23 protein-coding genes are annotated in these 25,531 nt (G+C 67.3%); 8 read left to right on the plus strand and 15 right to left on the minus strand.

What is annotated here, in order from left to right; genetic code table 11:
- Positions 1-33 precede the first annotated feature (33 nt).
- Both MJO58_RS21510 and MJO58_RS21515 read left to right on the plus strand, forming a co-directional pair.
- The gene (locus MJO58_RS21510) at positions 34-1,437 is read left to right on the plus strand and encodes a class II fumarate hydratase (protein ID WP_090605726.1); all 1,404 of its coding nucleotides are present in this window, start codon (positions 34-36) and stop codon (positions 1,435-1,437) included.
- Positions 1,438-1,455: 18 nt separating this feature from the next.
- Positions 1,456-2,475, plus strand: a complete 1,020-nt coding sequence (locus MJO58_RS21515) for a hypothetical protein (RefSeq protein ID WP_090605728.1) — start codon at positions 1,456-1,458, stop codon at positions 2,473-2,475.
- A gap of 7 nt (positions 2,476-2,482) precedes the next feature.
- On the opposite strand, the gene MJO58_RS21520 is transcribed toward MJO58_RS21515, so the two are convergent.
- The 5 genes from MJO58_RS21520 to MJO58_RS21540 form a co-directional block, all read right to left on the minus strand.
- Complete coding sequence (locus MJO58_RS21520) at positions 2,483-3,943, minus strand: adenylate/guanylate cyclase domain-containing protein (RefSeq protein ID WP_239723383.1); 1,461 nt, start codon at positions 3,941-3,943, stop codon at positions 2,483-2,485.
- Between the two features lie 114 nt (positions 3,944-4,057).
- Positions 4,058-4,942, minus strand: coding sequence for a polysaccharide deacetylase family protein (locus tag MJO58_RS21525; RefSeq protein WP_090605731.1), 885 nt, complete (start codon positions 4,940-4,942; stop codon positions 4,058-4,060).
- 128 nt (positions 4,943-5,070) lie between these two features.
- Positions 5,071-6,372: an RNA 5'-3' helicase PhoH2 gene (gene phoH2 / locus MJO58_RS21530; RefSeq protein WP_239720897.1), complete on the minus strand. Its 1,302-nt coding sequence runs from the start codon at positions 6,370-6,372 to the stop codon at positions 5,071-5,073.
- A gap of 243 nt (positions 6,373-6,615) precedes the next feature.
- Positions 6,616-7,443: an acyl-ACP desaturase gene (locus MJO58_RS21535; RefSeq protein WP_090605736.1), complete on the minus strand. Its 828-nt coding sequence runs from the start codon at positions 7,441-7,443 to the stop codon at positions 6,616-6,618.
- 71 nt (positions 7,444-7,514) lie between these two features.
- A complete protein-coding gene (locus MJO58_RS21540; protein ID WP_090605741.1) occupies positions 7,515-8,984 on the minus strand; it encodes a glycine hydroxymethyltransferase in 1,470 nt (489 codons plus the stop codon).
- A gap of 129 nt (positions 8,985-9,113) precedes the next feature.
- On the opposite strand from MJO58_RS21540, the gene coaA reads away from it, so the two are divergent.
- Positions 9,114-10,052, plus strand: a complete 939-nt coding sequence (gene coaA, locus MJO58_RS21545) for a type I pantothenate kinase (RefSeq protein ID WP_090605744.1) — start codon at positions 9,114-9,116, stop codon at positions 10,050-10,052.
- A gap of 34 nt (positions 10,053-10,086) precedes the next feature.
- Here coaA and MJO58_RS21550 read toward each other — a convergent pair whose 3' ends face one another.
- From MJO58_RS21550 to MJO58_RS21560, 3 genes are all read right to left on the minus strand, one after another.
- On the minus strand, positions 10,087-10,479 hold the full coding sequence (locus MJO58_RS21550; RefSeq protein WP_090605747.1) for a hypothetical protein: 393 nt from the start codon (positions 10,477-10,479) through the stop codon (positions 10,087-10,089).
- A 439-nt stretch (positions 10,480-10,918) separates the two neighbouring features.
- Positions 10,919-12,289, minus strand: a complete 1,371-nt coding sequence (locus MJO58_RS21555; RefSeq protein ID WP_239720898.1) for a hypothetical protein — start codon at positions 12,287-12,289, stop codon at positions 10,919-10,921.
- A gap of 47 nt (positions 12,290-12,336) precedes the next feature.
- Entirely contained in the window at positions 12,337-13,125 is a 789-nt protein-coding gene (locus tag MJO58_RS21560; RefSeq protein ID WP_090605751.1) for a (2Z,6E)-farnesyl diphosphate synthase, read from the minus strand.
- A 108-nt stretch (positions 13,126-13,233) separates the two neighbouring features.
- Between MJO58_RS21560 and trhA the strand changes: the two genes are divergently transcribed.
- A complete protein-coding gene (trhA, locus tag MJO58_RS21565; protein WP_090605753.1) occupies positions 13,234-13,971 on the plus strand; it encodes a PAQR family membrane homeostasis protein TrhA in 738 nt (245 codons plus the stop codon).
- Here trhA and MJO58_RS21570 read toward each other — a convergent pair.
- From MJO58_RS21570 to mca, 3 genes are read right to left on the minus strand one after another with little or no spacing between them, the layout of a single operon-like run.
- Positions 13,968-15,992 (minus strand): thioredoxin domain-containing protein, encoded by a 2,025-nt coding sequence (locus tag MJO58_RS21570; protein ID WP_239720899.1) that lies wholly within the window; start codon positions 15,990-15,992, stop codon positions 13,968-13,970. The two genes, trhA and MJO58_RS21570, sit on opposite strands and share 4 nt — an antisense overlap.
- Positions 15,979-16,275 (minus strand): hypothetical protein, encoded by a 297-nt coding sequence (locus tag MJO58_RS21575; protein ID WP_090605758.1) that lies wholly within the window; start codon positions 16,273-16,275, stop codon positions 15,979-15,981. Before MJO58_RS21575 ends, MJO58_RS21570 begins: the two co-directional genes overlap by 14 nt.
- Positions 16,272-17,144 carry a mycothiol conjugate amidase Mca gene (gene mca, locus MJO58_RS21580; RefSeq protein ID WP_239720900.1) on the minus strand — a complete coding sequence of 291 codons (873 nt, stop codon included), beginning with the start codon at positions 17,142-17,144 and terminating at the stop codon, positions 16,272-16,274. The genes MJO58_RS21575 and mca overlap by 4 nt, the downstream gene beginning before the upstream one ends.
- 123 nt (positions 17,145-17,267) lie before the next feature.
- On the opposite strand from mca, the gene MJO58_RS21585 reads away from it, so the two are divergent.
- Both MJO58_RS21585 and greA read left to right on the plus strand, forming a co-directional pair.
- Positions 17,268-17,702 carry a DUF4307 domain-containing protein gene (locus MJO58_RS21585; protein WP_090605764.1) on the plus strand — a complete coding sequence of 145 codons (435 nt, stop codon included), beginning with the start codon at positions 17,268-17,270 and terminating at the stop codon, positions 17,700-17,702.
- Between the two features lie 214 nt (positions 17,703-17,916).
- Positions 17,917-18,411, plus strand: a complete 495-nt coding sequence (gene greA / locus MJO58_RS21590; protein ID WP_090605766.1) for a transcription elongation factor GreA — start codon at positions 17,917-17,919, stop codon at positions 18,409-18,411.
- A gap of 12 nt (positions 18,412-18,423) precedes the next feature.
- Here greA and MJO58_RS21595 read toward each other — a convergent pair whose 3' ends face one another.
- The 4 genes from MJO58_RS21595 to MJO58_RS21610 all read right to left on the minus strand — a co-directional run bounded on the left by MJO58_RS21595 (position 18,424) and on the right by MJO58_RS21610 (position 22,963).
- Entirely contained in the window at positions 18,424-19,590 is a 1,167-nt protein-coding gene (locus MJO58_RS21595) for a cystathionine gamma-synthase (RefSeq protein WP_239720901.1), read from the minus strand.
- Between the two features lie 39 nt (positions 19,591-19,629).
- Positions 19,630-20,310, minus strand: a complete 681-nt coding sequence (locus MJO58_RS21600) for an RDD family protein (protein ID WP_239720902.1) — start codon at positions 20,308-20,310, stop codon at positions 19,630-19,632.
- 87 nt (positions 20,311-20,397) lie between these two features.
- Complete coding sequence (locus MJO58_RS21605) at positions 20,398-21,816, minus strand: cystathionine beta-synthase (protein WP_090605772.1); 1,419 nt, start codon at positions 21,814-21,816, stop codon at positions 20,398-20,400.
- A gap of 79 nt (positions 21,817-21,895) precedes the next feature.
- On the minus strand, positions 21,896-22,963 hold the full coding sequence (locus MJO58_RS21610) for an alpha/beta hydrolase (protein ID WP_239720903.1): 1,068 nt from the start codon (positions 22,961-22,963) through the stop codon (positions 21,896-21,898).
- 242 nt (positions 22,964-23,205) lie between these two features.
- Between MJO58_RS21610 and MJO58_RS21615 the strand changes: the two genes are divergently transcribed.
- Together MJO58_RS21615 and MJO58_RS21620 are read left to right on the plus strand one after the other, a co-directional pair.
- Positions 23,206-24,153, plus strand: coding sequence for an SGNH/GDSL hydrolase family protein (locus MJO58_RS21615; protein ID WP_239723385.1), 948 nt, complete (start codon positions 23,206-23,208; stop codon positions 24,151-24,153).
- Between the two features lie 93 nt (positions 24,154-24,246).
- Complete coding sequence (locus MJO58_RS21620; RefSeq protein ID WP_239720904.1) at positions 24,247-25,464, plus strand: acetyl-CoA C-acetyltransferase; 1,218 nt, start codon at positions 24,247-24,249, stop codon at positions 25,462-25,464.
- The last annotated feature ends 67 nt before the right edge of the window (positions 25,465-25,531 follow it).

Raw genomic sequence — 25,531 nt, forward strand, 5'->3', positions numbered from 1 at the left:
GCGATAGCACCCCCAACGAAGAGGAACTCATTCATGGCCGAAAGCGCCGAATATCGCATCGAGCACGACACCATGGGCGAGGTGCGTGTACCCGCAAAAGCGTTGTGGCGAGCGCAAACCCAGCGCGCTGTGGAGAACTTTCCGATTTCCGGCCGGGGCCTCGAGCGCGCTCAGATCCGCGCGTTGGGCCTGCTGAAGGGCGCCTGCGCGCAGGTCAACTCCGACCTCGGGCTGCTGGCGCCGGAGAAGGCCGACGCGATCATCGCCGCGGCGGCCGAGATCGCCGACGGCAAACACGACGACCAGTTCCCGATCGACGTCTTCCAGACCGGCTCGGGCACCAGCTCCAACATGAACACCAACGAGGTGATCGCCAGCATCGCCGCCGCCAACGGCGTCACGGTGCATCCCAACGACGACGTCAACATGTCGCAGTCGTCCAACGACACCTTCCCGACCGCCACCCACATCGCGGCGACCGAAGCCGCAGTGCGCCATCTGATCCCAGCGCTCGAGATACTGCACGACGCGCTGGCGACCAAGGCCACCCAGTGGCAGACCGTGGTCAAGTCGGGCCGCACCCACCTGATGGACGCCGTCCCGGTCACCCTCGGCCAGGAATTCAGCGGCTATGCCCGACAGATCGAGGCGGGGATCGAGCGGGTGCGCGCCACGCTGCCGCGCCTCGGCGAGCTGGCCATCGGCGGAACCGCGGTGGGCACCGGCCTCAACGCGCCCGACGGCTTCGGCGCCAAGGTGGTCGAGGCGCTGGTCGCTTCCACGGGGCTGGCCGAATTACGCACGGCGGCAAACTCTTTCGAGGCTCAAGCGGCGCGTGACGGCCTGGTGGAGGCATCCGGTGCGCTGCGAACTATCGCCGTGTCACTGACCAAGATCGCCAACGACATCCGCTGGATGGGGTCGGGGCCGCTGACCGGTTTGGGCGAGATACAGCTGCCGGACCTGCAGCCGGGTAGCTCGATCATGCCGGGCAAGGTCAATCCGGTTCTGCCAGAGGCGGTTACGCAGGTGGCCGCCCAGGTGATCGGCAACGACGCCGCCGTCGCGGTCGGCGGCCTGTCCGGCGCGTTCGAACTCAACGTCTACATCCCGATGATGGCTCGCAACATCTTGGAGTCGTTCAAGCTGTTGAGCAACGTGTCAAAGTTGTTCGCCGAGCGCTGCATCGTCGGACTGAAGGCCAATGAAGACCACCTGCGCGAGTTGGCCGAGTCGTCGCCGTCGATCGTGACACCCTTGAACTCGGCCATCGGCTACGAGGAAGCCGCCGCCGTGGCCAAGCAAGCGCTCAAGGAGCGCAAGACGATCCGTCAGACCGTGATCGACCGCGGCCTGATTGGCGAGAAGTTGTCGATCGAGGAACTGGACCGCCGGCTAGACGTGCTGGCGATGGCCAAGGTCAAACCGGCGAAATAAAGTGGGGGTGGTTCTGCTATGACGGTTCCTCCAGGCGGTCCTTACGGCCAGGATCCGTACGGCGCGAATCCGTATGGGCAGGGCCCTTATTGGGGTGGCCCTCCGCAAGGAGCCCCGCCTCCGGGCGGAGGGCCCCCGTACCCGCCCGGCGGCCCCTACTCGGGGCCGCAGAGCGGTGCGTACCCCTACCCGCCGACGGGTCCGTTCACCAATCCCCAAGGCGGGATGGATCCTTCGTATCCGGGTCAGCCCTACGGTCAGACCGGGGCACCACAGTATCCCCCCGGCTGGCCGCCTGGCTCCTACCCGCCGGGACCGCCGCCGAACGGGCCTCGGTCGAACATGCCATGGCTGATTGTCGCCGGCATCGCGGTGCTGGGCGTCATCGCGCTGGTGGTGATCCTGGTCGTCAGTCTGAACAACGAGCCCAAGGCGCCCAAAGCCAATCCGTCGACGACGGCCGCGCCGACGTCGCAGCAGCCGGGTGGTTCCGGTCAGACGGCAAGCGATTGCACGCCGAATGTGTCCGGTGGCGACAAGCCCGCGGGCGGCGCACCGATCAAGGCAGGCAAGTTGTCGTTTCCGGCCAGCGCGGCACCCGGATGGGTGCCGTTCTCGGATGACCAGACTCCGAATCTCATTGGCGCAGTGGGGCTAGCCCAGGAGGTGCCGGGCGCCAGCCAATGGGTGATGCAGGCCGAGGTCGCGATCACCAACTTCGTTCCCAGCATGGACGTCAGCACGCAGGCCGCGAAGTTGATGAATTGCGTCGCCGAAGGCCCCGGGTATTCTAACGCCTCACCGACGCTGGGTCCGATCAAGAAGTCGTCGATCACGGTCGAGGGAATCAAGGCGGCCCGGGTGGACGCCGATGTGACGATCGCCGACCCCGCCCGCAAGGTGAAGGGCGACTCCGTGGTCATCATCGCCGTCGATACGAAGCCGGTCACCATTTTCCTGGGCGCAACGCCCATCGGCGATTCAGCCTCGGCGGGACTGCTCAGCCAGGTGATCGGATCGCTGAAGGTCTCGAAGTAAGGCGGTTTCAGGCCGGGCCCGCGGGCGCCGACACATGGGTGGCTTCGGAGCGGCCGCGCAGCACGGTGGAATAGCACTGCGCCCAGTGACCCCGTTCGGTCTCGTCGGCCCGGTCGATGGCCGCCGCCGAGCAGAGGATGCGCCGATCCGAAGTCTTGGCCAGATCCGCCAGACGCGCGGCCTCGTTGACCGCATCTCCGATCACCGTATATTCATACCGGTTTTCGGCGCCGATATTGCCGGCGAAGACCCGGCCCGCCGACACCCCGATACCGAAATCGACGGGGAGGCGGCGCAGTTGGGTACCCAGCGTGCGCGCCGTAGCCAATGCCGCCGACGACGGCTCGCCGGTGCGCAGCGGTGCCCCGAAGATCGCCAACGCGGCATCGCCCGCGAATTTGTTGATCAGGCCGCTGTGTTCGTCGACGGCGCCGACCACGATGCGGAAAAAGTCGTTGAGCACGTCGGCAACCTCTTGGGGCGGACGGCTTTCCGCGAGCTGCGTCGAACCCACCAGATCGATGAACAGCACCGCCGCCTCGACCACATCGCCCGACAGCGAGGCCCCCTCTTCGATGGCGCGCTGGGCGACGTCGGCCCCGACGTGCCGCCCGAACAGGTCGCGTAGCCGGTCACGCTCGGCGAGGCCGGCCACCATTCGGTTGAATCCCGTTTGTAGGCGCCCGATTTGGGATCGCTCGTACGCGCCGACGGTGGTGTCGATGTTGCCGCGCTCGACCTGAGCCATCGCGTCGACGACTTCGCCGATCGGGTCCGAAATCGATCGCGACGTCAGAATCATCGTGGGCAGCCCGAGCAGCAGCGCGGCCAGCGACACCACCAGGATCGGCACGTCCAGCGACGCGGACTTCTGGATCAGCCAACCGTACGTGCGCAGCACCACCAGGGTTGCGATGACACCGATCGGGAGGGCGCTGACCAGAAACCACAGCATGACCAGTCGCGCGAACACCCCGGGCACCGCCAGCCGGGGCTCGAGCCCCCGGGTCGCCGCGCCCATGATGGGGCGCAGGGTGCGTTGCGCGAGCAGCATTCCCGTGCCCGCGGCGGCCGGTCCACCCAGCACCACCCCGAGCACCATCGGCAGCAGCAGCGCGGCACCGCCGTCGAGATTGAGCAACACGAATATGGTGCCGGCCAGGCCCCAGGCTGCCAGCAGGATCGCCGTCTGGCGCCCAGCCAGCCTCATCGCGACTTCCCGTTGCGCCGTAGTGGGTTCTTGGCCGGCGGCATACCAGCGCAGCGTGGGAATGAGGCTGAAGACACCGGCAATCGCGACGCCGATGATCCCCGCCACCACCAGCAGCACCACGATGACCGTGTCTTTCTCCGCAAAGACGACGCTGGTGGTGGCGGACGTGTGCCCGCGCAGCGGAATCAGGATGGCGGCGACATCGATGACGGCGATGACGTAGGACAGGGCGAGATCGATCGCATACTCAACCAACAGCCTGCGAGCCGATTTGCGCTGCGCCGGCTCGGATGTCGCCGCCTGCTCGCGCGATCGCCGACTTCGCAGCCAGTCCGCTTTGCTCACCCTCTAAAGGTAGCCGCGCGGCGCTCACGCCCCGTTAGTTGGCCCACCCGAGTTCTGGCCGGGGATGTCGGTGATCGGGAAGTTCGGCATCGGCTTGGGCGACGGCGTGTTGGGCAGCGTCGGGATGTCGGCGGGCGGAATGTCGTGAAGTTCGTTGGCGGGCGGCCCGTTTTCGCGGCTGCCGTAGCTGCTGCCCGGGGCCCGCGCACCAAGCAGTTCGCTGACCGTCACCAGCCGGTAGCCGTTGGCCTTGAGCACCGGGATGAACTGGTAAACCAGGTCAACGGTGCTCGAGTAGGTGTCGTGGAACAGCACCACCGAGCCGGGCTTGATGTAGGTCATCAGCATGTACCGCGTCGCGGCGGTGTTCGAATCGTTTGCCCAATCGAAAGGGATGACATCCCAAAGGATTTCGGCCAGTCCATAGCGGGCGGCGGTCTGGCGCACATCGGGCGTGGACAGCCCGCCGGCCGGACGATACAGCGTCGGGGTGCGCCCGGTCGCGGCGTTGATCGCGTCGTTGGCCTTGGCGAACTGCGCGGCGACGTCTTCGGGCGGGATCGTCGTCATGTTGGGGTGTTCCCAGGTGTGGCTACCGATTTCCATGCCGGCGTCGGCGATGCGCCGGGCGCCGGCCGGGTTGGCGGCCACCTTGTTGCCGATCAGGAAGAAGGTGGCCTTGGCGTCTGGGATGCCACTGTCCTTCAGGACTTGCAGCAGCCGCTCGTCGAACGGGCTCGGGCCGTCGTCGAACGTCAGCGCGACACACTTGACCACCGAGCAGCTCAGATTGTCGGCGCGCGTCACGTGACCGGTCAGGCCACCGATCACCAGCACGGCACCGGCAGCCACGACACCGAACACGGTCCGCCAATAGCGCCAGGCTTGGCTGTCGGGTCGTTTCGGCACCCTGGAAGCCTACTCGCCCTCGCGGGTGCAACCTGGGCGTCGAGTGTGCGTCCAGGGCGTTCAAACGGCTCAAATCGCGCCGTCAGCGCGCACTCGACGCCCAGGTTGCACCCGCGCAGGCGGCCGCGTCAGTGCGGCCCGGCGATCTCCTCGAGCATCTCGGTGACCAGCGCCGCGATCGGCGAGCGCTCGCTGCGCAGCAGCGTGATGTGCGCGAACAGCGGGTGACCCTTGAGCTTCTCGATCACGGCCGCGACACCGTCATGGCGGCCCACCCGCAGGTTGTCGCGCTGGGCGATGTCGTGGGTGAGCACCACCCGCGATCCGGTGCCCAGCCTGGACAGCACGGTCAGCAAGACGTTGCGCTCCAGCGACTGCGCCTCGTCGACGATCACGAACGAGTCGTGCAGCGAGCGCCCGCGAATGTGGGTCAGCGGCAGCACCTCGAGCATGCCGCGCGACAGCACCTCCTCGAGCACGGCGGGGCTGGCCAGACCTTCCAGGGTGTCGAACACGGCCTGCGCCCAGGGGCCCATCTTCTCGCTCTCGCTGCCGGGCAGATAGCCCAGCTCCTGGCCGCCGACCGCGTACAGCGGACGAAAGACCACGACTTTGCGCTGGGTCCGCCGTTCCAGCACCGCCTCGAGACCGGCACACAGGGCCAACGCCGACTTGCCGGTTCCGGCCTTGCCGCCCAGCGACACGATGCCCACCGACTCGTCGAGCAGCAGGTCGAGCGCGACGCGCTGCTCGGCGGAGCGGCCGCGCAGCCCGAATACCTCACGGTCACCGCGGACCAGCTGGACGCGTTTGGCCGCCGTCACCCGGCCCAGCGCGTGCGAGTTGCCGCCCAGCAGTCGAATTCCGGTGTGGCATGGGAGGTCTCGCGCTTCGACCAGATCGATCTCGCCGTCGGCGAAGAGCGCGTCGATGTCCTCGGTCGCCGTCTCGATCTCCTGCATCCCCGACCAGCCGGAGGCCACCACGTCTTGCGCGTGGTACTCGTCGGCGGCCAGGCCCACCGCGGCGGCCTTGACGCGCAGCGGAATGTCCTTGCTGACCAACGTAACCCGCTTGCCTTCGGCGGCGAGGTTGGCCGCGCAGCTCAGGATCCGGGAGTCGTTGCTCTCGGTCCGGAAACCGGCCGGCAGCACGCTCGGATCGGTGTGATTGAGCTCGACGTGCAGCGTACCGCCCTGTGTCCCAACGGGAATGTTCTGATCCAGCCGCCCATGCTCGAGTCGCAGATCGTCGAACAATCGCAGCGACTGTCGAGCAAACCATCCCAGCTCATGGTGGTGGCGTTTAGCCTCCAGTTCGCTGATCACCACCAGCGGGACCACCACCTCGTGTTCGGCGAACCGACTACATGCCCACGGGTCGGACAGCAGCACGGAAGTGTCGATCACGTAGGTCCGGATTTCGGTCACGTAGCGCTCCTCGAGCGGGATAAGCCCGCGCGGACCCGCACAGGCATGTCGGCGGGAACTGCGACACCAGGACCGGGGCCGGTCCTTCCGTTGTGGTGACGGGAGGTGCCGCCCTGGCAGCTGAGCAAGACGCTGACCATCGAGAATGACGCTACTCTCGTCGCCGCTTCGCAGCAGCGCAGGCGCGCCGACACCGGGGTGTGATGCGGACCGCGAGCCGTGTGGTCGCTCGCGACGGCCGGCTCAGCCGCCGACGAACTGCCGGAGTTTGGGCTCGTCAGCGACGCCCCACGCGGTGATGCGGTCGGCGATCGCCTGGCGCAGATCGGCCGGTCCGAAAATTCCGGCGGCGGCGACGTTGCGCACCTTGTCCTCGTACGCGCGGATGTCGGCCCCGACGACCTGCAGTTCGGCCGCGCGCCTGGCAATCGCGTCGATCGTCTCGTCGCGGGTGTACGTCAGGCAGTGCGCGACGAGATTGGCGAAGAACAGCTCGTGGCGCACCTCGTCGCGGTGGATCCGGTCGATCAGCCCGGCCAAGATCGGCTCCTCGAGCTGGGCGGCCAGGTTGCGGGTGAAGACCGCGTGGGTGCGCTCGGTGAGCGCCATGTACACCAGGGTCTCCACCTGTGTGTACGTCTCGGCGCGGTAGCCCTGCATCAGGTACTCGACACGGGCCTCTTCGTTGGCGGTGGGGTCGACCTCGCGGGTGACCACCAGGTATTCGCGCAGCGCGATGGCGTGCAGGTGCTCCTCGGCGGTCCAGCGCCCCAGCCAGCGGCCCCACCAGTCCTCGAGAATGAAGTGCTCGACGAGCTCGCGGTGATGCGCCGCCAGGTCGTCCTTGAGCAGCAGCAGGATCTCGCAGGCGTCGGTGAATTCCCGGGGCAGCGTCATGCTGGACGGGTCCCAGTCGCGTCCGCCGAGGAAGGCGAAGTTCTCGCCCCGGTCGAACGGGACGTAGTCGTGAGCGAACCAAATGTCGTCGGTGGACAGGTGGCGGTCCATTTCGGCCTCGACGACCGGCTCGAGTTCTAGGGTCAGCGCATTAGCGACAGGTTTCTGTGCCATGCGGTTACTGTAACCGATAGACACAGGTTCAATAAAACTGTAGCGCCGTGTCGCGGCCGACAAGCGGAAACCTAGACCGTCAGGCCCGGGTACAGCGGATTGGCGGCCAGCAGTTCGGCGGCGGCGGCGTTGACCCGCTCGGCGGTGCCGTCGTCCAGTGCGTACTTGGCCTTGGAGCTGCCCTCCGGCGCCGTGTTGGCCAGCACGTCGATCATCAGCTCGGCCACCCGGTCGAATTCGTCCGGACCGAAGCCGCGGGTGGTCAGCGCCGGGCTGCCGAGCCGGATCCCGCTGGTGTACCAGGCGCCGTTCGGGTCGGCCGGGATGGCGTTGCGGTTGGTCACCACGCCGGCGTCCAGCAGGGCCGACTCGGCTTGGCGTCCGGTCAGGCCAAACGAGGTGACGTCGAGCAGCACGATGTGGTTGTCGGTGCCCCCGGTGACCAGCCGGGCGTCGCGCTTGAGGAAGCCGTCGGCCAGGGCCTGGGCGTTGTCGGCGACCCGCTGCGCGTAGGCCTGGAACGCGGGTTGGCGCGCCTCGGCCAGCGCGACGGCCTTGGCCGCCATCACGTGCGACAGCGGCCCGCCCAGCACCATCGGACAGCCCTTGTCCACGGCGTCGGCGTATTCGGGTTGGCACAGGATGAGGCCGCCGCGGGGTCCGCGCAGTGACTTGTGCGTCGTCGTCGTCGTGACATGGGCGTGTGGCACCGGGTCCTCGTCGCCGGTGAACACCTTGCCCGCGACCAGGCCGGCGAAATGCGCCATGTCCACCATCAGGGTGGCGCCGACCTCATCGGCGATCTCACGCATCGTCGCGAAATTGATCCGGCGCGGGTAGGCCGAGTAGCCGGCCACCAGGATCAGCGGCTTGAACTCACGCGCGGCGGCCGCGACGGCGCCGTAGTCGATGAACCCGGTCTCGGGGTCGGTGCCATAACTGCGCTGGTGAAACATCTTGCCGGAGATATTGGGCCGAAAGCCGTGAGTGAGATGCCCGCCGGCATCCAGCGACATGCCCAGCAGCCGCTGGTTGCCCAGCTGGGCGCGCAGCTTCTCCCAGCCCGGCTCCGACAAGTCGTTGACGTGCTTGACGCCGGCGTCGGCCAGGCCGGGCGCCTCGACCCGGGTAGCCAGGATCGCCCAGTAGGCAACGAGGTTGGCGTCGATGCCGGAGTGTGGCTGCACGTAGGCATGTGGCGCACCGAACAGCTCACGGGCGTGCTCGGCGGCGACGCTTTCCACGGTGTCGACGTTCTGACAACCCGCGTAGAACCGGTGCCCGATGGTGCCCTCGGCGTACTTGTCCGACAGCCAGGTCCCCATGGTCAGCAGCACCGCGGGCGACGCGTAGTTCTCGCTGGCGATCAGCTTCAGCGAATCACGTTGGTCAGCGAGCTCTTTGCGCGTTGCCGCGGCGATGCGAGGTTCGACGGACTCGACCACCTGCAGTGCGGCTCGATAGGCGGCGCTCGCGGTGTCGGCGTATTCGACGCCCGGTGACGTGGTGGAGATGGCGGTGTGGGTCGAGTCGGCTGACATGCGAACGAGACTAGTCGGCCGGCGACACCGGCGTGGTCAGCGGTTGGCCCAGCTGCCGTCCGATCCGTGATCCGTGCCTTTTGCCAGCCCAGCCGTCTGGCACATGATCGTCCCTGCCACACTGGCACTATGCCCCGGCTGAGCGAGCCGAGCCCATATGTGGAGTTCGACCGAAAGCAGTGGCGCGCGTTGCGTATGTCGACGCCGCTGGCCCTCACTGAAGAGGAGCTTGTCGGTCTGCGTGGTCTTGGCGAGCAGATCGACCTACTCGAGGTCGAAGAGGTGTATCTACCGCTGGCCCGGCTCATCCACCTTCAGGTCGCGGCACGGCAGCGATTGTTCGCTGCCACTGCGGAATTCCTCGGTGAGCCGCAGCAGAACCCGGACCGGCCGGTGCCGTTCATCATCGGCGTGGCCGGCAGCGTGGCGGTGGGCAAGTCGACGACCGCCCGTGTGCTGCAGGCGTTGCTGGCGCGCTGGGACCACCACCCGCGCGTCGACCTGGTGACCACCGACGGCTTTCTTTACCCGAATGCCGAGCTGGAACGGCGAAACCTGATGCACCGCAAGGGCTTTCCAGAGAGCTACAACCGCCGGGCGCTGATGCGGTTCGTCACCTCGGTCAAATCGGGCTCCGATTACGCGTGTGCGCCGGTGTATTCACACCTGCGCTACGACATCATCTCCGGCGCCAAACACGTGGTCCGCCATCCGGACATCCTGATCCTGGAGGGCCTCAACGTCTTGCAAACCGGTCCGACCCTGATGGTGTCGGACCTCTTCGACTTCTCGCTCTACGTGGACGCCCGGATCGAAGACATCGAACAGTGGTACGTATCGCGGTTCTTGGCGATGCGCAGCACGGCCTTCGCCGATCCGGCATCGCACTTCCACCACTACTCGGGCCTCAACGACACCAAGGCGGTCGCCGCCGCCCGCGAAATCTGGCGGTCGATCAACCGGCCCAACCTGGTCGAAAACATTCTGCCCACCCGCCCGCGCGCAACCTTGGTGCTGCGCAAGGACGCCGACCACTCCATCAACCGGTTACGGCTGCGCAAGCTCTGACGCCACGCGGTTAGGCCAACCAGGGCAGGGGTGCCTACGCGGGCAGCCGACGCACCCCCAGGTATTGCAGCCATGCAAAGGCCGCGGCGTAGGCGCCGGTGGCCAGCGTGGCGGCTACCCCGGTCGCGGTCATCGGCACCGCTTCGACGGCCACGACGCAGCCGAGCGTGACCACGACGTTCGCGATGACGACACCGACGCCGACTCCACGCAGGTCCGGCAAGCCCGTCAGGCTGTACACCACCAGGCCGTAGAGCACGAACAGGGCCCCGATGCCGTATTCCAGGTGGGAGCTCAGGTCTGCGATGAAGGCGATGGCGAGACCGCACAGCCCCGTCAAAGTGGCATCTGCACGCATGGCGAAACGCAACAACGAGTCGGTCGCGTCGTACAGGTGTCTGGTCGGTATGCCAGTAGCAGCGGACATTGGGTACTCCTCGCGATGACGGTTTCTGTCGAACTGGTTTGAGCGTCCCGCCGGAGCACTGCCATATCGACGCGTGACACTGCCAACTCCTGCCACGGAAGAAATGACCAGGGATTACCGCCAGATATTCCCGTGTTCGGCGGCGAATGTGGATTTAGCCGGCGACTGCTTCGACGGTGCCCAGCGGTGAGGCTGTATCGCCCAAGCCGACCGACATGATGCCGGACGAATTCGAGAGTCCGCGCGAATTGGACGGGCGAACGGTCGGCGAAAACATAAGTCCCCCTAACAGATTCGGATTGGTACCGGCGGCAGGGCGGCCGCACTTCCCCGTATTCGTTGCCAGTCCACCCGAAGATGGGACACGTCGCCATTACAACCGGCGTTGTCATCCGGGAAACGCAGGCTGTCCAGATAAGGCAGCAACGAGGGCGTCGAGCTAATCGCTGGGGACGGCGACGCGCCCGCGCAGATCAGCGGCGATGAGCCGGGCCGCGGCGTTTTGCCAGTTATGCAGCGAACGCTGCGGGACCTCGGTGACGAACCATTGCCAGGCCTGTCGTGCGATCGGATCCAGGCCCGAGGCGGTGGCGTTCTGCGCGTAGGCACGCACGCCGACGACATACGGGAAGTACAGCGAGTTGTAGTACCGCCACTCTTCGGTGGTTCCGAAATCGCCGCCGTCGCGCGGCTTCAACCGCGAAATGCCGTCGGCAAGCACGGCTTTGAGCTCGTTGGCGCGCTCGACCGGATGGTCGGGTGCGCCGCGAGCGGCCAGCCGTTCGTCGATCACCGGCAGCGCCGTCAGCGGGCTCGCGACCAGCTTGCTCAGGTCGCCATAGTGCCCCAGGGCGCGGCGGGTGAGCCTGACGAACGTGACGTCGTCGACGTCCGCGAGCGGATGCTGCTGGCGCAGCGGCAGCGCCGCCCCGGTATGCCGCAACGCGGCCCGATCTGCCCGCAGCGCAGGCGATTTCGAGAACGCCAGCCGGTCGAGCACCCCGGCCAGCGGATCCGCGAGCACTTGCACGGTGATCGCCACCGCCACGCTGGTGAACAGCAGCACGGTCAGCGCGGTCCGCGCGGCGGGGTCGTCGCGGGTCACCGCCAACCCGATCAGCGCCTGGCCGCCGAACAGCGCCGCCACCGCGACCGAGCCGGCGAACGAGCGGAGCATGTCGGCACGCAACGCCTGGCCTTCGTCGAACGCGTCCCACAGGGCGACGGCGATCCCGAGCCCGAGGACATCGCAGCTGGTCGACGCAAGCGCAACCCAGCTGGGCACCAGGCCCAGCGGAATGATCAGGATGGCGTTGCCCAACGCGAAGAACAGGGTCGCGGTGATGGCGAGCCCCACCGCCGGCCGCGGCCGTCGCGGGCGGCGCAGCGCGACGGCCATCGCGCCCAGAGTCGACACCGAGATCACCGCGAACATCAGCCAGTGCCCCGGCCGCAGCGGTCCGTCGACGCTGCCGGCCAGCATCGCCCCGAACAGGGTCAACGTGGCGACCCCGGCCACCAGCAGCAGCTCGCGGGTGCGCGCCCGCCAGCCGTCGGTAGGTCGGGACAGCTCGACGAGCACCGCGAACCACGCCACGCCGGGAATGGTCGCCAGGTAGATCTCGACTCGGCTGAGCAGCGGCGCGTACGCGGGGCTGGCGGTCCGCACCGCGTCCAGCGCCACCACGAGCGCGAAGCCACACAGCCCGATCGCCGCCAACACCAGGACGGGTTTTCGCGGATCACGGGCCGCCAGATACAGGCCCAGCCAGGCGCTCAGCGCGAACACCACCGCCGACAGCGCAGCCACCTACCCAGTGTGGCATGCGGGCGACCTGCGGCTTAAGACCCTTGCGGCTACTTGCCGTACCGGCGATTGCGCAGGCTGTAGTCGCGCAGCGCACGCAAGAAGTCGACGCGACGAAACGCCGGCCAGTGCGTTTCGCAGAACCACATCTCTGAATAGGCGCTCTGCCAGAGCAGAAATCCCGACAGCCGCTGCTCGCCGGAGGTGCGGATCACCAGATCGGGGTCGGGCTGCCCGGAGGTGTAGAGGTTCTCGGAGATGGCGTCGACGGTCACTGCCTCGACGAGCTCCTCGGCGGTGGCGCCGTTGGCGAGTTCTTTGCTCAACAACGCGCGCACCGCGCCGACGATCTCCTGCCGGCCGCCGTAGCCGACCGCGACGTTGACGTGAAACGGCGCGAGGCTGGGCGTGGACTCGACCGCACCGCGCAACCGGCGGGCCGGCTCGTCACCGAGCAGTTCCAGGTCGCCGACCGTGCGCACGCTCCACCGGTTGGCCGGCGCGCAGATCTCCTCGACGACATCGGTGATGACCTCGATCAGCCCGGCCAGCTCTTCGGGATCGCGTTGCAGGTTTTCGGTGGACAGTAGATAAACCGTGGCCATCTCGACGCCGGCTTCCTGGCACCATCGCAGCATCTCGGCGATCTTGGCCGCGCCCATCCGGTAGCCGAAGCTGACGTCCTCGTATCCCGCGTCGCGTGCCCATCGCCGGTTGCCGTCGCACAGCACGGCGATATGCCGCGGAAGCTCAGATTTCGAGCCGGCGAGTTCCTGCTTCAGCCGTAGCTCGTACACCCGATACAACGGCTCTTTGAGCCGCGGCGGAATGATCTCCACGAGGAACCACCCTACTGTGACCGGCAACCAAATCCGGACCGGAATTTCCGGCCAGCTCGGCGCAAGTCGAAGATCACCCTGCGCCGGCGAACGCTAACGTTGACCGATATGAGCACCAAGACCCGCACGGCCACCCAGCCGGAGCCCGAATCGCAGGGACTGGCGGCCAACGCCGCGCACCAGCTCGTCGACGGCGTCACCCGGGTACTGACCAAGCCACGGTTCCGCGGCTGGATCCACGTCTATTCCGCCGGCACCGCCGTCTTCGCGGGCGCGTCGCTGGTCGCGGTGTCCTGGGCGGTGGGCTCCACCCGGGCCGGACTGGCGACCCTGCTCTACACCTTCGCCACCATCATCATGTTCACCGTCAGCGCCACGTATCACCGCGTGCACTGGAGGTCCGCGACGGCCCGCAAGTGGATGAAGCGGGCCGACCACTCGATGATCTTCGTGTTCATCGCCGGCAGCTACACCCCGTTCGCCCTGCTGGCCTTGTCCCCCCGCGACGGGCACGTCGTGCTGTGGATCGTGTGGGGCGGCGCGGCGGCCGGGGTCCTGCTGAAGATGCTGTGGCCGTCGGCGCCCCGCTGGGTCGGAGTGCCGCTCTACATCCTGCTGGGCTGGGTGGCCGTTTGGTACACCGGCGAGATCCTGCACAATGCCGGGGTGGCCGCGATGGTGCTGCTGTTCGTCGGCGGCGCGCTGTACAGCATCGGCGGCGTTCTCTACGCGCTGCGCTGGCCCGACCCGTGGCCGTCGACCTTCGGCTACCACGAGTTCTTCCACGCCTGCACGGCGGTCGCGGCGATCTGCCACTACATCGCGATGTGGTTCGTGGTGTTCTAGCGCGCGGGCACGCCCAGGGCGGCGGCCAGCTCGGTCGACCGAGTCACCGGCAGATCGCAGAGACGGCCGCGGCACACGTAGGCGGCGTCGGCGCCCCGCACCCGGTCCCGGCCGACCAGCAGCGCCGACGTGTCCATCTTTCCGCCCATCACGATCGCCCCGCCGGGTGCGAGCCGGCGAGCGTCGGTCAGCAGGGGCGACCGCGGCGAGTGGCAGGCGATCGCGATCTGCAGCGGACCCCGGATCGCGGCTTCGGCCACGGAAATCCAATGCCCCGCCGACCGCGGGGCCTTGGCCAGCAGCACCGAGTGCGCGGCCAGCGCCTCGGTCGCCGCTTGCAGGTAGCGCGGCGCGTCGACACTGCCGACCAGATGCGCCGCGGTCAGCAGCGCCTCGGTGATCGTCGACGCGCCCGACGGGGTCGCCCCGTCCAGCGGGTCGGCCGGCCGCAGCATCAGCTGCTCGGCATCGTCGGCGGTGTCATACCAGCGGCCGGGTCGCTGCGGATCGGCGAAATGCGCGAGGGCGATGTCAAGCAACTCGCATGCCGCCGTCAGCCAGACGTCCTCGACGGTCAGCTGGTACAGCGCCAGCAGCCCGGTGGCCAGTGTCGCGTGGTCCTCCAGGATGGCGGCGCTCTCGCCGACCACGCCACCGAGGCTGGCCCGCCGCAGCCGGCCGCCGACCACGTGCAGGTCCAGCAATGCCGTCGCGCACCGCCGAGCCGCGCGGGCCAACTCGGGTTGTTCCAGGGCCACGCTGGCCTCGGCCAGCGCGGTGATCGCCAGCCCGTTCCACGACGTGACGACCTTATCGTCGCGGCCCGGTTGGGTTCGGGTGTGTCGGGCGGCCAGCAGTGCGGCCCGCACACGTTCGGCGCGCGGCGGATCGTCGGGATCGCCGGGCAACTGCAGCACCGATGTGCCGTGTTCGAAAGTCCCGGACTCGGTGACCGCGAAAAGCTCAGCGGCCCAACGGCCGTCGTCGGGACCGAGCACCTCGGTCAACTGCTGCGGCGTCCAGACGTAGGTCGAACCCTCACGGCCGTCGGCGTCGGCGTCCAGCGACGAAGTGAACATCTCGCCGTCGGCCAATTCGTCGAGCATGAATTGCGCGGTCTGCGCAGTGACCCGGCGCGCCAACGGATCTCCGGTGCGCCGGGCCCAGTGCGCGTAGGCGCGCAACAGCAGTGCGTTGTCGTACAGCATCTTCTCGAAATGCGGCACGACCCAAGCTTTGTCGACGCTGTAGCGGGCAAATCCCCCGGCCAATTGGTCGTAGATGCCGCCGCGCGCCATCGCATTGCCGGTGCGTTCGACGGCCTGCAGCGCTGACGCCGATCCGGTGCGCTCGTAGTTGCGCAGCAGCGCTTCGAGAACCGCGGACGGCGGGAACTTCGGCGCGCCGCCGAACCCGCCGTGCGCGGTGTCCTGGTCGCCGAGCACCACGGCGACCGCGTGATCACACAGTGCCGGGTCGACGTCCGGGCCGCCGGAAGGCGGCCCCGCGAGGGCCCCAGACATCTTGCGCAACTCGCCCGCGATGTGGTCGGACGCCTCCTCGACCTCGCCGCGGCGTTGCTGCCAGGCGTCGGTGACGGCCGAAAGAAGTTGCAGGAAACCGCCTTTCGGGTAGTAAGTGCCGCAGAAGAAGGGACGCCCGTCCGGGGTCAGGAAGCACGTCATCGGCCAGCCGCCGTGCCCGGTAAGCGCGACGGTCGCGTTCATGTAAACCGCATCGATGTCCGGCCGTTCCTCGCGGTCGACCTTGACGCAGACGAAGTTCGCGTTCATCGCCGCCGCGACCTCGTCGTCCTCGAACGATTCGTGGGCCATCACATGACACCAGTGACACGCGGCATAGCCGATCGAAAGCAGAATCGGCACATCGCGTTCGGCGGCATCTTCCATCGCCTGCGGCGTCCACTGCTGCCAGTGCACCGGGTTGTCGGCGTGTTGACGCAAATAAGGGCTGGTGGCCAGCCCGAGAGTGTTGGTGGACGACGAGTCAGCCGGGCTCATCGCCGGGTCCTGACACCGATCCGTTCGCCGGCCCGGTGGCCTCGTCACGGGGTGGGCCGACCGTGTCGGTGCCCTCGTCGGCCGCCTGATCGGGCTCGGGATGCCTGGGGTCGAAGGACTCGGGCACCTTCTTGAGTTGCTTGTTCATCGAACGCAGCAGAAACAAGGTGGCGATCAACAGCAGTACCACGACCAGCAACCCGATCGGACTGGCCTTGCCGAAATCAGGCCCGGTGTGCTGCGGTGTCCCGTCAGCGATCACCGTGAGCAAAAGGTGTCTCACGCGTGGTTCTCGATTCCGCTGAAGAGGTCGTCCTCGGGCAAAACGACGGGCACGCGGGAGCGCGCCAACTCGAATTCCTCAGTCGGCCACAGGCGCTGCTGCCAGGCGATCGGGGCGGCGAAGAAGTCTGCCTTCGGGTCGATCTGGGTGGCATGCGCGCGTAGCGCGTCGTCGCGCTGGCTGAAATATTCCGAGCACTCCACCCGCGTGGTCACCCGGGTCTCGAACGGATCGTGCTCGGGTTTCCAGTGCTCGAGCCACTTCTGGAACGGGGGCTCGTGACCGTGCTTGATCGCCTCGTCGTGTAGCAGTTGCATCCGCTGGCGCAGGAAGCCGTGGACGTAGTACAGCTTGGACACCGCCCAGGGCTCACCGGCGTCCGGGAACCGGGCATAGTCGCCGGCCGCCTCGTAGGCGCCGACCGAAACCTGATGGCAGGCAATGTGATCCGGATGCGGGTAGCCGCCGTTCTCGTCGTACGTGGTGATCACGTGCGGGCGGAACTCGCGGACGACGCGCACCAGCGCCTCGACGGACTGCTCCAACGGCACCAGCGCGAAGCAGCCGTCGGGCAGCGGCGGCGGCGGATCACCCTTGGGCAGACCGGAATCGACGAAGCCGAGCCAGGTGTGCTCGACCCCGAGGATTTCGGCAGCCTTCGCCATCTCGTCGCGGCGAATCGCGGCGATGTGCTCTTGCACGTCGGGCAGGTCCATCGCCGGGTTGAGGATCTCGCCGCGCTCGCCACCGGTCAGCGTCACGACCAGCACGCGATGACCCTCGTCGGCATACCGGGCGAGTGTGGCCGCACCCTTGCTGGATTCGTCGTCGGGGTGGGCGTGCACCGCCATCAACCGCAGTTCGCTCACGTGTCCCCTTGTCGGTCCGATGGTCTCCCCTCGAGCCTATAAGGACCCTATAATTCCAGTTTCTCCATGTTGCACGCTGTCGGTCGCCCTCCGGCAGCACACCAGCCCACACGTGAAACAGCGATGACCCAGACTTCCATTCCGCGGCCCGAGGCCCGCTACGGACGCTCGCGCCTGTCTCGGGTCTCGCGACGCCGGGTGGCGATCGCGCTGGGTGTGCTGGTTCTGGCGGCCGGCATCGGCATCGCGAGCGTCGGCTATCAACGGCTGGGAACCAGCGCTGTCTCGGGTTCGCTGGCCGGTTACCAGGTGGTCGACAACGAAACGGCGTCAGTCACGATCAGCGTGACGCGATCCGATCCGTCGCGGCCGGTGGACTGCATCGTGCGGGTCCGCGCAAAGGACGGCAGCGAGACGGGCCGCCGCGAGGTCCTGGTCGGGCCGTCCGCGCAGGCCACGGTGCAAGTCACGACGACCGTGAAATCGTCACAACCGCCGGCGATGGCGGACATTTACGGATGCGGCACCGACGTGCCCGGCTACCTGCGCGCGGCCTGACCACTCACAAAGGTGAAGCTCAAATGACGTCATCGGCTGTTTCCACAGTGGTAACATGGATGAATGCACGGTTCCTCCCGGGACCGTGTATTGCTGCATTAGCGGCCGTGAGCCCAACGGCACGGCGGCAAGGGGCGGGACACAGACACTCCCTTTACCGGAGTTCAGAAACTCACGCGGTTACGCGGAGAAATACGACGAGGAGCACGACAAGATGACGGACACTCAGGTGACCTGGCTGACCCAGGAATCACATGACCGGCTGAAGGCTGAGCTCGATCAGTTGATCGCGAACCGTCCCGTCATCGCCGCGGAAATCAACGACCGCCGCGAGGAAGGCGACCTGCGGGAGAACGGCGGCTACCACGCCGCCCGCGAAGAGCAGGGTCAGCAGGAGGCGCGCATTCGCCAGCTCCAGGACCTGCTTAACAACGCCAAGGTCGGCGAGGCGCCCAAGCAGTCCGGCATCGCGCTGCCCGGATCGGTGGTCAAGGTCTACTACGACGGCGACAAGTCCGACACGGAGACCTTCTTGATCGCCACCCGCCAGGAGGGCGTCAAGGAAGGCAAGCTCGAGGTGTACTCACCCAAGTCGCCCTTGGGTGAGGCCCTGATCGACGCCAAGGTCGGCGAGACGCGCACCTACACCGTGCCCAACGGCAACACCGTCAAGGTCACGCTGGTCAGCGCCGAGCCGTATCACGACTAATTCTGCTGCGAACTAACCGAGGGCTTGTTCGAGGTCGGCCAGCAGGTCGTTGACGTCCTCGATACCCACCGACAGCCGAACCAGGTCATCGGGAACTTCCAATTGCGAACCGGCCGTTGAGGCGTGCGTCATCGCGCTCGGGTGCTCGATGAGCGACTCGACCCCACCCAGTGACTCGGCCAGGATGAACACTCCGGTGGCGGCACAGAGCTTTTCGGCCGCCGCCCGGCCGCCGCGCATGCGCACCGACACCATGCCGCCGAAGCCTGACATCTGCCGCGCGGCGACGTCGTGCCCGGGATGGGTGGGCAGGCCTGGATAGAGCACCGCGCTCACCGACGGGTGCCCGGCGAGGAATTCCGCTACGGCCGAAGCGTTTTCGCTGTGCCGCTGCATCCGAAGCACCAACGTCTTGAGGCCGCGCATCGTCAGGTAGGAGTCGAACGGGCCCGGCACCGCGCCGGCCCCGTTCTGCAGAAAACCGAAGGCGTCGTCGAGCGCCTTGTCGTTGGTGACCAATGCACCACCCACCACATCGGAGTGCCCGCCGATGTACTTGGTCGTCGAGTGCAGTACTACGTCGGCTCCCAGCGTCAACGCCTGCTGCAGCGCGGGCGAGGCAAAGGTGCTGTCCACCAACACTTTTGCCGAATGCTGCTGGCCGATTTCGGCGATGGCCGCGATATCGGCGATGGACAGCAACGGATTCGTCGGTGTTTCCACCCAGATCAGCCGGGTCCGCGGCGTGATCGCGGCTGCCACGGCGTCGAGGTCGGACAGCGCCGCCGGTGTGTATCCGACATTCCACTGCGAGAAGACCTTGTCGATCAAGCGGAAGGTGCCGCCGTAGGCGTCATTTGGGATGACCAGATGATCGCCGGGCCGCAGCATGGCGCGCAGGGCACAGTCGGTGGCGGCCATGCCGGAGCTGAACGCTCGCCCGAAGGCACCGCCTTCGACGGCCGCCAAGGAGGCTTCCAGCGCGGCGCGGGTCGGGTTGCCGGTGCGCGCATACTCGAACCCGCCGCGCAGACCGCCGACGCCGTCCTGGGCGAACGTGCTGCTGGCATAGATCGGAGCGTTCACTGCCCCGGTCGCGGGATCCGGGCGGTAGCCGGCGTGGATGGCTTTGGTGGCCAGTCCCTTGATTGCGTGGTGTCCGCTTCGGTTTTCGCTCATCGCCATTCAGCCTAATGAGCGCCGGCTCGGCCTGACCCGTCAGATCGGCAGGACCACCGTCGTCAGGATCTTGTCGGCGATGGTCTGGCGTTTGGCATCCCACAGCGGGAACAGGAATCCGATGAAGCAGATGACGGCGTCGACGAAGTGGGCGAGGTCGCGCACCACGGACATCCCGAAGCCGATCGGCGCTCCGGTGGTCTCGCTGACCACCTTGATCTTCATCACGGTCTTGCCAAGGCTCGAGCCGGTGGTGCCCTGGCGGTAGCCCCGGTTCCAGAGCCAGTACGCCAAGCCCGCCAGCGTCGCCAACCACTGCGCCAGCTGGCCGATCGTCGAGGGCTGGCTCACGCAGTACTGGCTGACGTCGTACTGGGTGATGTCGGTGACGCAGGACGACTGTTGGGTGGCGTACATGATCCCGGTGCCGATGCCCTGCACGATCGCGTACGGCAGGTAGTCGATCAGCAGCGCCAGCACCCGGGTGAGCCACGGCGTGTACGAGTCCGGCGGCAGCGCCCGGACCGCCGGTCCGGGCGGCGGCGGGGCGTATCCAGCACCGGACGGCGGAGGGGGTGGCGGGTAACCGCCGTCGGGCGGCGGAGGCGGCGGCGGGTAGGAACCACCCTGAGCCGAGGAAGCAGGTTCGTACCCGCCAGAGGCCGGTTCATAGCCACCGGCTGGTTCAGGCGGCGAAGAGGGCGGCGGCTGATCGGTCATGGTGCAACCTTCCACTGCGGTTAGCTGAACTAGCCGCATTACAGTACCTGAGAAGCCGCCTGTCGCGGAGGCTGCGGACACTCGTCGTTAACGCCGCCCTGCCTGTACCCGAGGCCCATCCGACAGAAAGCCCAACAGGTCGTATCGGGTGATGACCCCGACAGGTTTGCCTTCCTCGACGACCATCAGCGCATCCCAGTCACGCAGCGCCTTTCCGGCCGCGCTGACCAGCTCGCCGGCACCGATGATCGGCAACGGCGGGCTCATGTGCTGGGAGACAGCGTCGGCTAATTTGGCGCGGCCCTCGAACACGGCCGAAAGCAGTTCGCGCTCCGAGACACTGCCGGCAACCTCACCGGCCATCACCGGGGGCTCGGCGCCGACCACGGGCATCTGGGACACGCCGTATTCGCGCAGGATGCCGATGGCGTCGCGCACCGTCTCGGTCGGGTGGGTGTGGACCAGGTCGGGCAGCGCGCCAGACTTGCCGCGCAACACGTCGCCGACCGTGGGCTGTTCGGTCGAGCCATCGAGGCGGGTACGCAGGAAGCCGTACGACGACATCCACGCGTCGTTGAAGATCTTCGACATGTAGCCGCGGCCGCCGTCCGGAAGCAACACGACGACCAGCGCGTCGGGCCCGGCTTCCTCGGCCACCTTTGCGGCGGCCACCACGGCCATCCCGCACGAGCCGCCGACCAGCATGGCTTCTTCCCGCGCCAGCCGCCTGGTCATGTCGAACGAGTCGGAGTCGGATACGGCGATGATCTGATCGGGCACCGTCGGGTCATACGCCGCGGGCCAGAAATCCTCGCCGACGCCTTCCACCAGATAGGGCCGGCCCGTGCCGCCCGAATACACCGACCCTTCGGGGTCCGCGCCGATGATGCGTACCGGTCCTGCTGGCCGGCCGCTCGATACCTCCTTGAGGTAGCGGCCCGCGCCGGTGATCGTCCCACCGGTGCCGATGCCGGCGACGAAGTGCGTGACCTTGCCGTCGGTGTCGGCCCACACCTCGGGACCGGTGGTCTCGTAGTGGCTGGCCGGGCCTTGCGGGTTGGCGTATTGGTCGGGCTTCCAGGCGCCGGGGATCTCGCGAACCAGCCGGTCGGAGACGCTGTAGTAGCTGTCCGGGTGCTCCGGCGGCACCGCCGTCGGGCACACCACGACCTCCGCGCCGTACGCGATCAGCACGTTGCGCTTGTCCTCGCTGACCTTGTCGGGGCAGACGAACACGCACTTGTAGCCGCGGTGCTGGGCCACCAGCGCCAGCCCGACACCGGTGTTGCCCGAGGTCGGTTCGACAATCGTGCCGCCCGGCTTGAGCAGACCGGCGGACTCGGCGGCGTCGATCATCTTCACCGCGATGCGGTCCTTGGAACTACCGCCGGGGTTGAGGTATTCGACCTTTGCCGCGACCGTGCCAGCACCGGCGGGGATGACGGAGTTCAGGCGAACCAGTGGCGTGCCGCCGATGATGTCACTGATGTGCTGCGCAATTGGCATGCGCTTATCGTCTCAGGCGTTTTCTGGCCGCGCACACCCGCTCTCGGTGCAATAGGGGCGGCCGTACGATGCCGAACGACTAGCCGGTGGCTTCGCGGATGTACTCCCCGATTTGGCGCAGCGAACGCACGGCCTCGGGCACCAGCGGCGCGGCCAGCTGGAAGTCGTGAACCTGGCCGGGCCAGACCCGTACCTCGGCCGGGACCCCAACGGCCGCAAGCCGGCTCGCCGCTAACCGCGCGTCGTACAGCAGCACCTCGGATCCCGACACATGGATCAGCGTGCGCGGAAGCCCGGGCTTGATGTGCTCAAGGGGTTCGTAGATCTCCTCGGCCTTGCCGTCGACGATGTTCTTCTCCGCCGCGCTAGCAACCAATTCGACGAGCGCATCGAATGCCTTGGCCCCGAACATCGCATCGGTCTTGATATTGGGATGCGTTTGCTTATATTCCTTTGCCAGTTGCAGTAGAGGCGAGATCGCCACCAGCGCCGCCGGCTCCTCGCCTTCGTCCTGCAGCTGTTGCGCGAGCGTCAGCGCGAGATAGCCGCCCGCGGAGTCGCCGGCGAGAACGATCTGGTCCGGCTGGTAGCCGCGCCGCCGTAGCCAGCGGTATGCGTCGTGACAGTCCTGCACCGCCATCCCGATCGAATGCTTGGGCAACAGCCGGTAGTTGACCACCAGGACGGGCGAGTCAGCAAACTTCGAGATCGATTCGACCACCCGGCCATGAGAGTTTGCTCCGCAGGTCAAAAACGCACCGCCGTGGAAGTAGAGCACCACCCGCCGGGTGCCGTCCGCGGGCAGCACTCCCGGAGCTCGGACCAGCTGAGCCGACGCATTGGGCAACTTCACAGTGTTTCGCACGGTGGCCGACACCGGTAGCACCGCTTTGGCCACAAGATCTATCAGACCCCACGGCCAGGGCAACGTGGGCGCGTAGCTGCCGGCCGTCAGAATCGGCCGGATTGTCACGCGTGATGCAAGCGTGGCTACTCGTCCCTGGACGCTGGGGCCGGATTCGAGGACCTCTACCGGTGCGCCGTCACTGATAGCGAATTTGCGTGCCTCGGCCCTGCGTGACTTCAGCAGGTCACGAAGGTGGGCGGCATTCCGGGGTGCACCGGAAACCTTGCTGGGTGCGGTCATGCTCGACACTCCTACGCCTTTGTAGTGCGATACAGCATGTGACGAGCAAGCCAAGCGCCCAGTTCAAATCGTGCGCCGAGTCGTTCAGCCAACCCGTTAAACTTAGCTTCGCAGGCATTTCTTAAAGGAACGTTTGAAGAGTCTGATTTGATACCACATCTGATTCACAACGTGACCGCTTTGTTTGTCGGCCGTCCGCGCAAACACGACAGCCGATCTAAAATGATCCCGTGACCGTGCGGGTGCCACGTCTTTCGACAATCGCCCTGGCCACGGCGGGCGCAGTCGCCTCGACAGGTACGGCCTATCTGGGCGCGCGAAACCTGCTGGTCGGCCAGGCGACGCACGCGCGCACGGTGATCCCCCGGGCCTGGGACATCCCGCCGCGCGCCGACGGCGTGTACAGCCCGGGCGGCGGACCGGTGGAACGGTGGCAGCGCGGCATGTCCGCGGACATGCACCTGATGATCTTCGGCGACTCGACCGCCACCGGGTACGGCTGCGCGAGCGCCGAGGAAGTGCCGGGTGTGCTGATCGCGCGCGGCCTCGCCGAGCAGACGGGCAAGCGTATTCGGTTGAGCACCAAGGCCATTGTCGGCGCGACCTCAAAGGGCGTCAGCGGGCAGGTCGATGCGATGTTCGTCGCCGGGTCACCGCCGGACGCGGCCGTGATGATGATCGGCGCCAACGACGTCACCGCCCTGAACGGCATCAGCCAGTCCGCGCGACGACTGGGCCGTACGGTGCGCAAGCTGAGTTCGCGTGGCGCCGTGGTGATCGTCGGGACCTGCCCGGATCTTGGCGTGATCTCCGCGATCCCTCAGCCGCTGCGATCGTTGGCGCACGCACGGACGCGACAGCTGGCCCGTGCGCAGACTGCGGCGGTGCGATCCGCCGGTGGGGTGCCGGTGCCGCTGGCCAACCTGCTGGCTCCCCAATTCCGGGCGACGCCGGAACTGATGTTCTCCGCCGACGGGTTTCACCCCTCGCCGACGGCGTACGCGCTGGCCGCCGCGCAGCTGCTGGTCGCGCTCTGCGATGCGCTGGGCGAAGAGATCGAGGGCCCGGTGCTCAACCTGGCCGCGCGCGCCGAGACACCCATGATTAGCGGCGGCCACACCCCGCTGAGCGCCATGTCGCGGCTGTGGCGGCGCCCGTCGCCCAGCGAGGCCGCCCCGTCGTCGAACTGACGAATCGGCACCGACTAGATTTGCCTCTAGCCCGTCGGGGTGGGTGTGCCACCCGTTTTTTCACGCGAGCGAAGCATCTTGGAGGGAACTGTCATGCCCGAAGCCGTCATCGTCTCCGCCGCCCGCTCGCCGATCGGACGGGCCATGAAGGGGTCGCTGGTCAGCATGCGGCCCGACGACCTGGCCGCCCAGATGGTCCGGGCCGCACTGGACAAGGTTCCCGCGCTCAACCCGCATCAGATCGACGACCTGATCCTGGGCTGCGGCCAACCCGGCGGTGAGGGCGGATTCAATCTGGCGCGGGTGGTCGCCGTCGAACTGGGCTACGACTTCCTGCCCGGCACGACCGTCAACCGGTACTGCTCGTCGTCCCTGCAGACCAGCCGGATGGCGTTCCACGCGATCAAGGCCGGCGAGGGCGACGTGTTCATCTCCGCGGGCGTGGAGACGGTGTCCCGCTTCGGCAAGGGCAGCGCCGACTCGTGGCCGGATACCAAGAACGCGCTGTTCAGCGAGGCGCAGGAGCGCTCCGCGGCCGCGGCCAACGGCGCCGACGAGTGGCACGACCCGCGCGCCGACGACGCCCTGCCCGACGTCTACATCGCGATGGGGCAGACGGCGGAGAACGTCGCACTGCTGACCGGCGTGAGCCGCGAGGACCAGGACCACTGGGGCGTGCGCAGCCAGAACCGCGCCGAAGAAGCCATCAAGAGCGGGTTCTTCGAGCGGGAGATCTCGCCGGTGACGCTGCCCGACGGCACCACGGTGAGCACCGACGACGGTCCGCGACCGGGCACCACCTACGAGAAGATCAGCGAGCTCAAGCCGGTCTTCCGGCCCAACGGCACGGTGACCGCGGGCAACGCTTGTCCGCTGAACGACGGCGCGGCGGCGCTGGTGATCATGAGCGACATCAAGGCCAAGGAGCTGGGCCTGACCCCGCTGGCCCGCATCGTGTCCACCGGCGTCAGCGGCCTCTCGCCGGAAATCATGGGGCTGGGCCCGATCGAGGCGTCCAAGAAGGCGCTGACCCGGGCCGGCATGTCGATCAACGACATCGACCTCTACGAGATCAACGAGGCCTTCGCGGTCCAGGTGCTCGGCTCGGCCCGGGAGTTGGGCATGGATGAGGACAAGCTGAATGTCTCCGGTGGCGCGATCGCCCTGGGGCACCCGTTCGGCATGACCGGCGCCCGGATCGCCGCCACGCTGATCAACAACCTGCAGACCTACGACAAGACGTTCGGCCTGGAGACCATGTGCGTCGGCGGTGGCCAGGGCATGGCGATGGTGATCGAGCGGCTCAGCTAGCTCTTTTCGACCGTTGCGTGTGCGTCCTGGGCGGCGAATGTGCGCCCAGGGCGCCGACACGCCGGGT

Source organism: Mycobacterium lentiflavum, from assembly GCF_022374895.2.
Lineage (GTDB): Bacteria > Actinomycetota > Actinomycetes > Mycobacteriales > Mycobacteriaceae > Mycobacterium > Mycobacterium lentiflavum.

Excerpts from the sequence above, each read along its gene's own strand:
- MJO58_RS21595 (WP_239720901.1), bottom strand. The coding sequence starts at position 19,590 with ATGAGCGAAAACCGAAGCGGACACCACGCAATCAAGGGACTGGCCACC.
- greA (WP_090605766.1), top strand. The coding sequence starts at position 17,917 with ATGACGGACACTCAGGTGACCTGGCTGACCCAGGAATCACATGACCGG.
- MJO58_RS21550 (WP_090605747.1), bottom strand. The coding sequence starts at position 10,479 with ATGTCCGCTGCTACTGGCATACCGACCAGACACCTGTACGACGCGACC.
- MJO58_RS21570 (WP_239720899.1), bottom strand. The coding sequence starts at position 15,992 with ATGAGCCCGGCTGACTCGTCGTCCACCAACACTCTCGGGCTGGCCACC.
- MJO58_RS21610 (WP_239720903.1), bottom strand. The coding sequence starts at position 22,963 with ATGACCGCACCCAGCAAGGTTTCCGGTGCACCCCGGAATGCCGCCCAC.
- MJO58_RS21535 (WP_090605736.1), bottom strand. The coding sequence starts at position 7,443 with ATGGCACAGAAACCTGTCGCTAATGCGCTGACCCTAGAACTCGAGCCG.
- coaA (WP_090605744.1), top strand. The coding sequence starts at position 9,114 with ATGCCCCGGCTGAGCGAGCCGAGCCCATATGTGGAGTTCGACCGAAAG.
- MJO58_RS21540 (WP_090605741.1), bottom strand. The coding sequence starts at position 8,984 with ATGTCAGCCGACTCGACCCACACCGCCATCTCCACCACGTCACCGGGC.
- MJO58_RS21510 (WP_090605726.1), top strand. The coding sequence starts at position 34 with ATGGCCGAAAGCGCCGAATATCGCATCGAGCACGACACCATGGGCGAG.
- MJO58_RS21515 (WP_090605728.1), top strand. The coding sequence starts at position 1,456 with ATGACGGTTCCTCCAGGCGGTCCTTACGGCCAGGATCCGTACGGCGCG.
- trhA (WP_090605753.1), top strand. The coding sequence starts at position 13,234 with ATGAGCACCAAGACCCGCACGGCCACCCAGCCGGAGCCCGAATCGCAG.
- MJO58_RS21585 (WP_090605764.1), top strand. The coding sequence starts at position 17,268 with ATGACCCAGACTTCCATTCCGCGGCCCGAGGCCCGCTACGGACGCTCG.
- MJO58_RS21605 (WP_090605772.1), bottom strand. The coding sequence starts at position 21,816 with ATGCCAATTGCGCAGCACATCAGTGACATCATCGGCGGCACGCCACTG.
- MJO58_RS21600 (WP_239720902.1), bottom strand. The coding sequence starts at position 20,310 with ATGACCGATCAGCCGCCGCCCTCTTCGCCGCCTGAACCAGCCGGTGGC.
- MJO58_RS21620 (WP_239720904.1), top strand. The coding sequence starts at position 24,247 with ATGCCCGAAGCCGTCATCGTCTCCGCCGCCCGCTCGCCGATCGGACGG.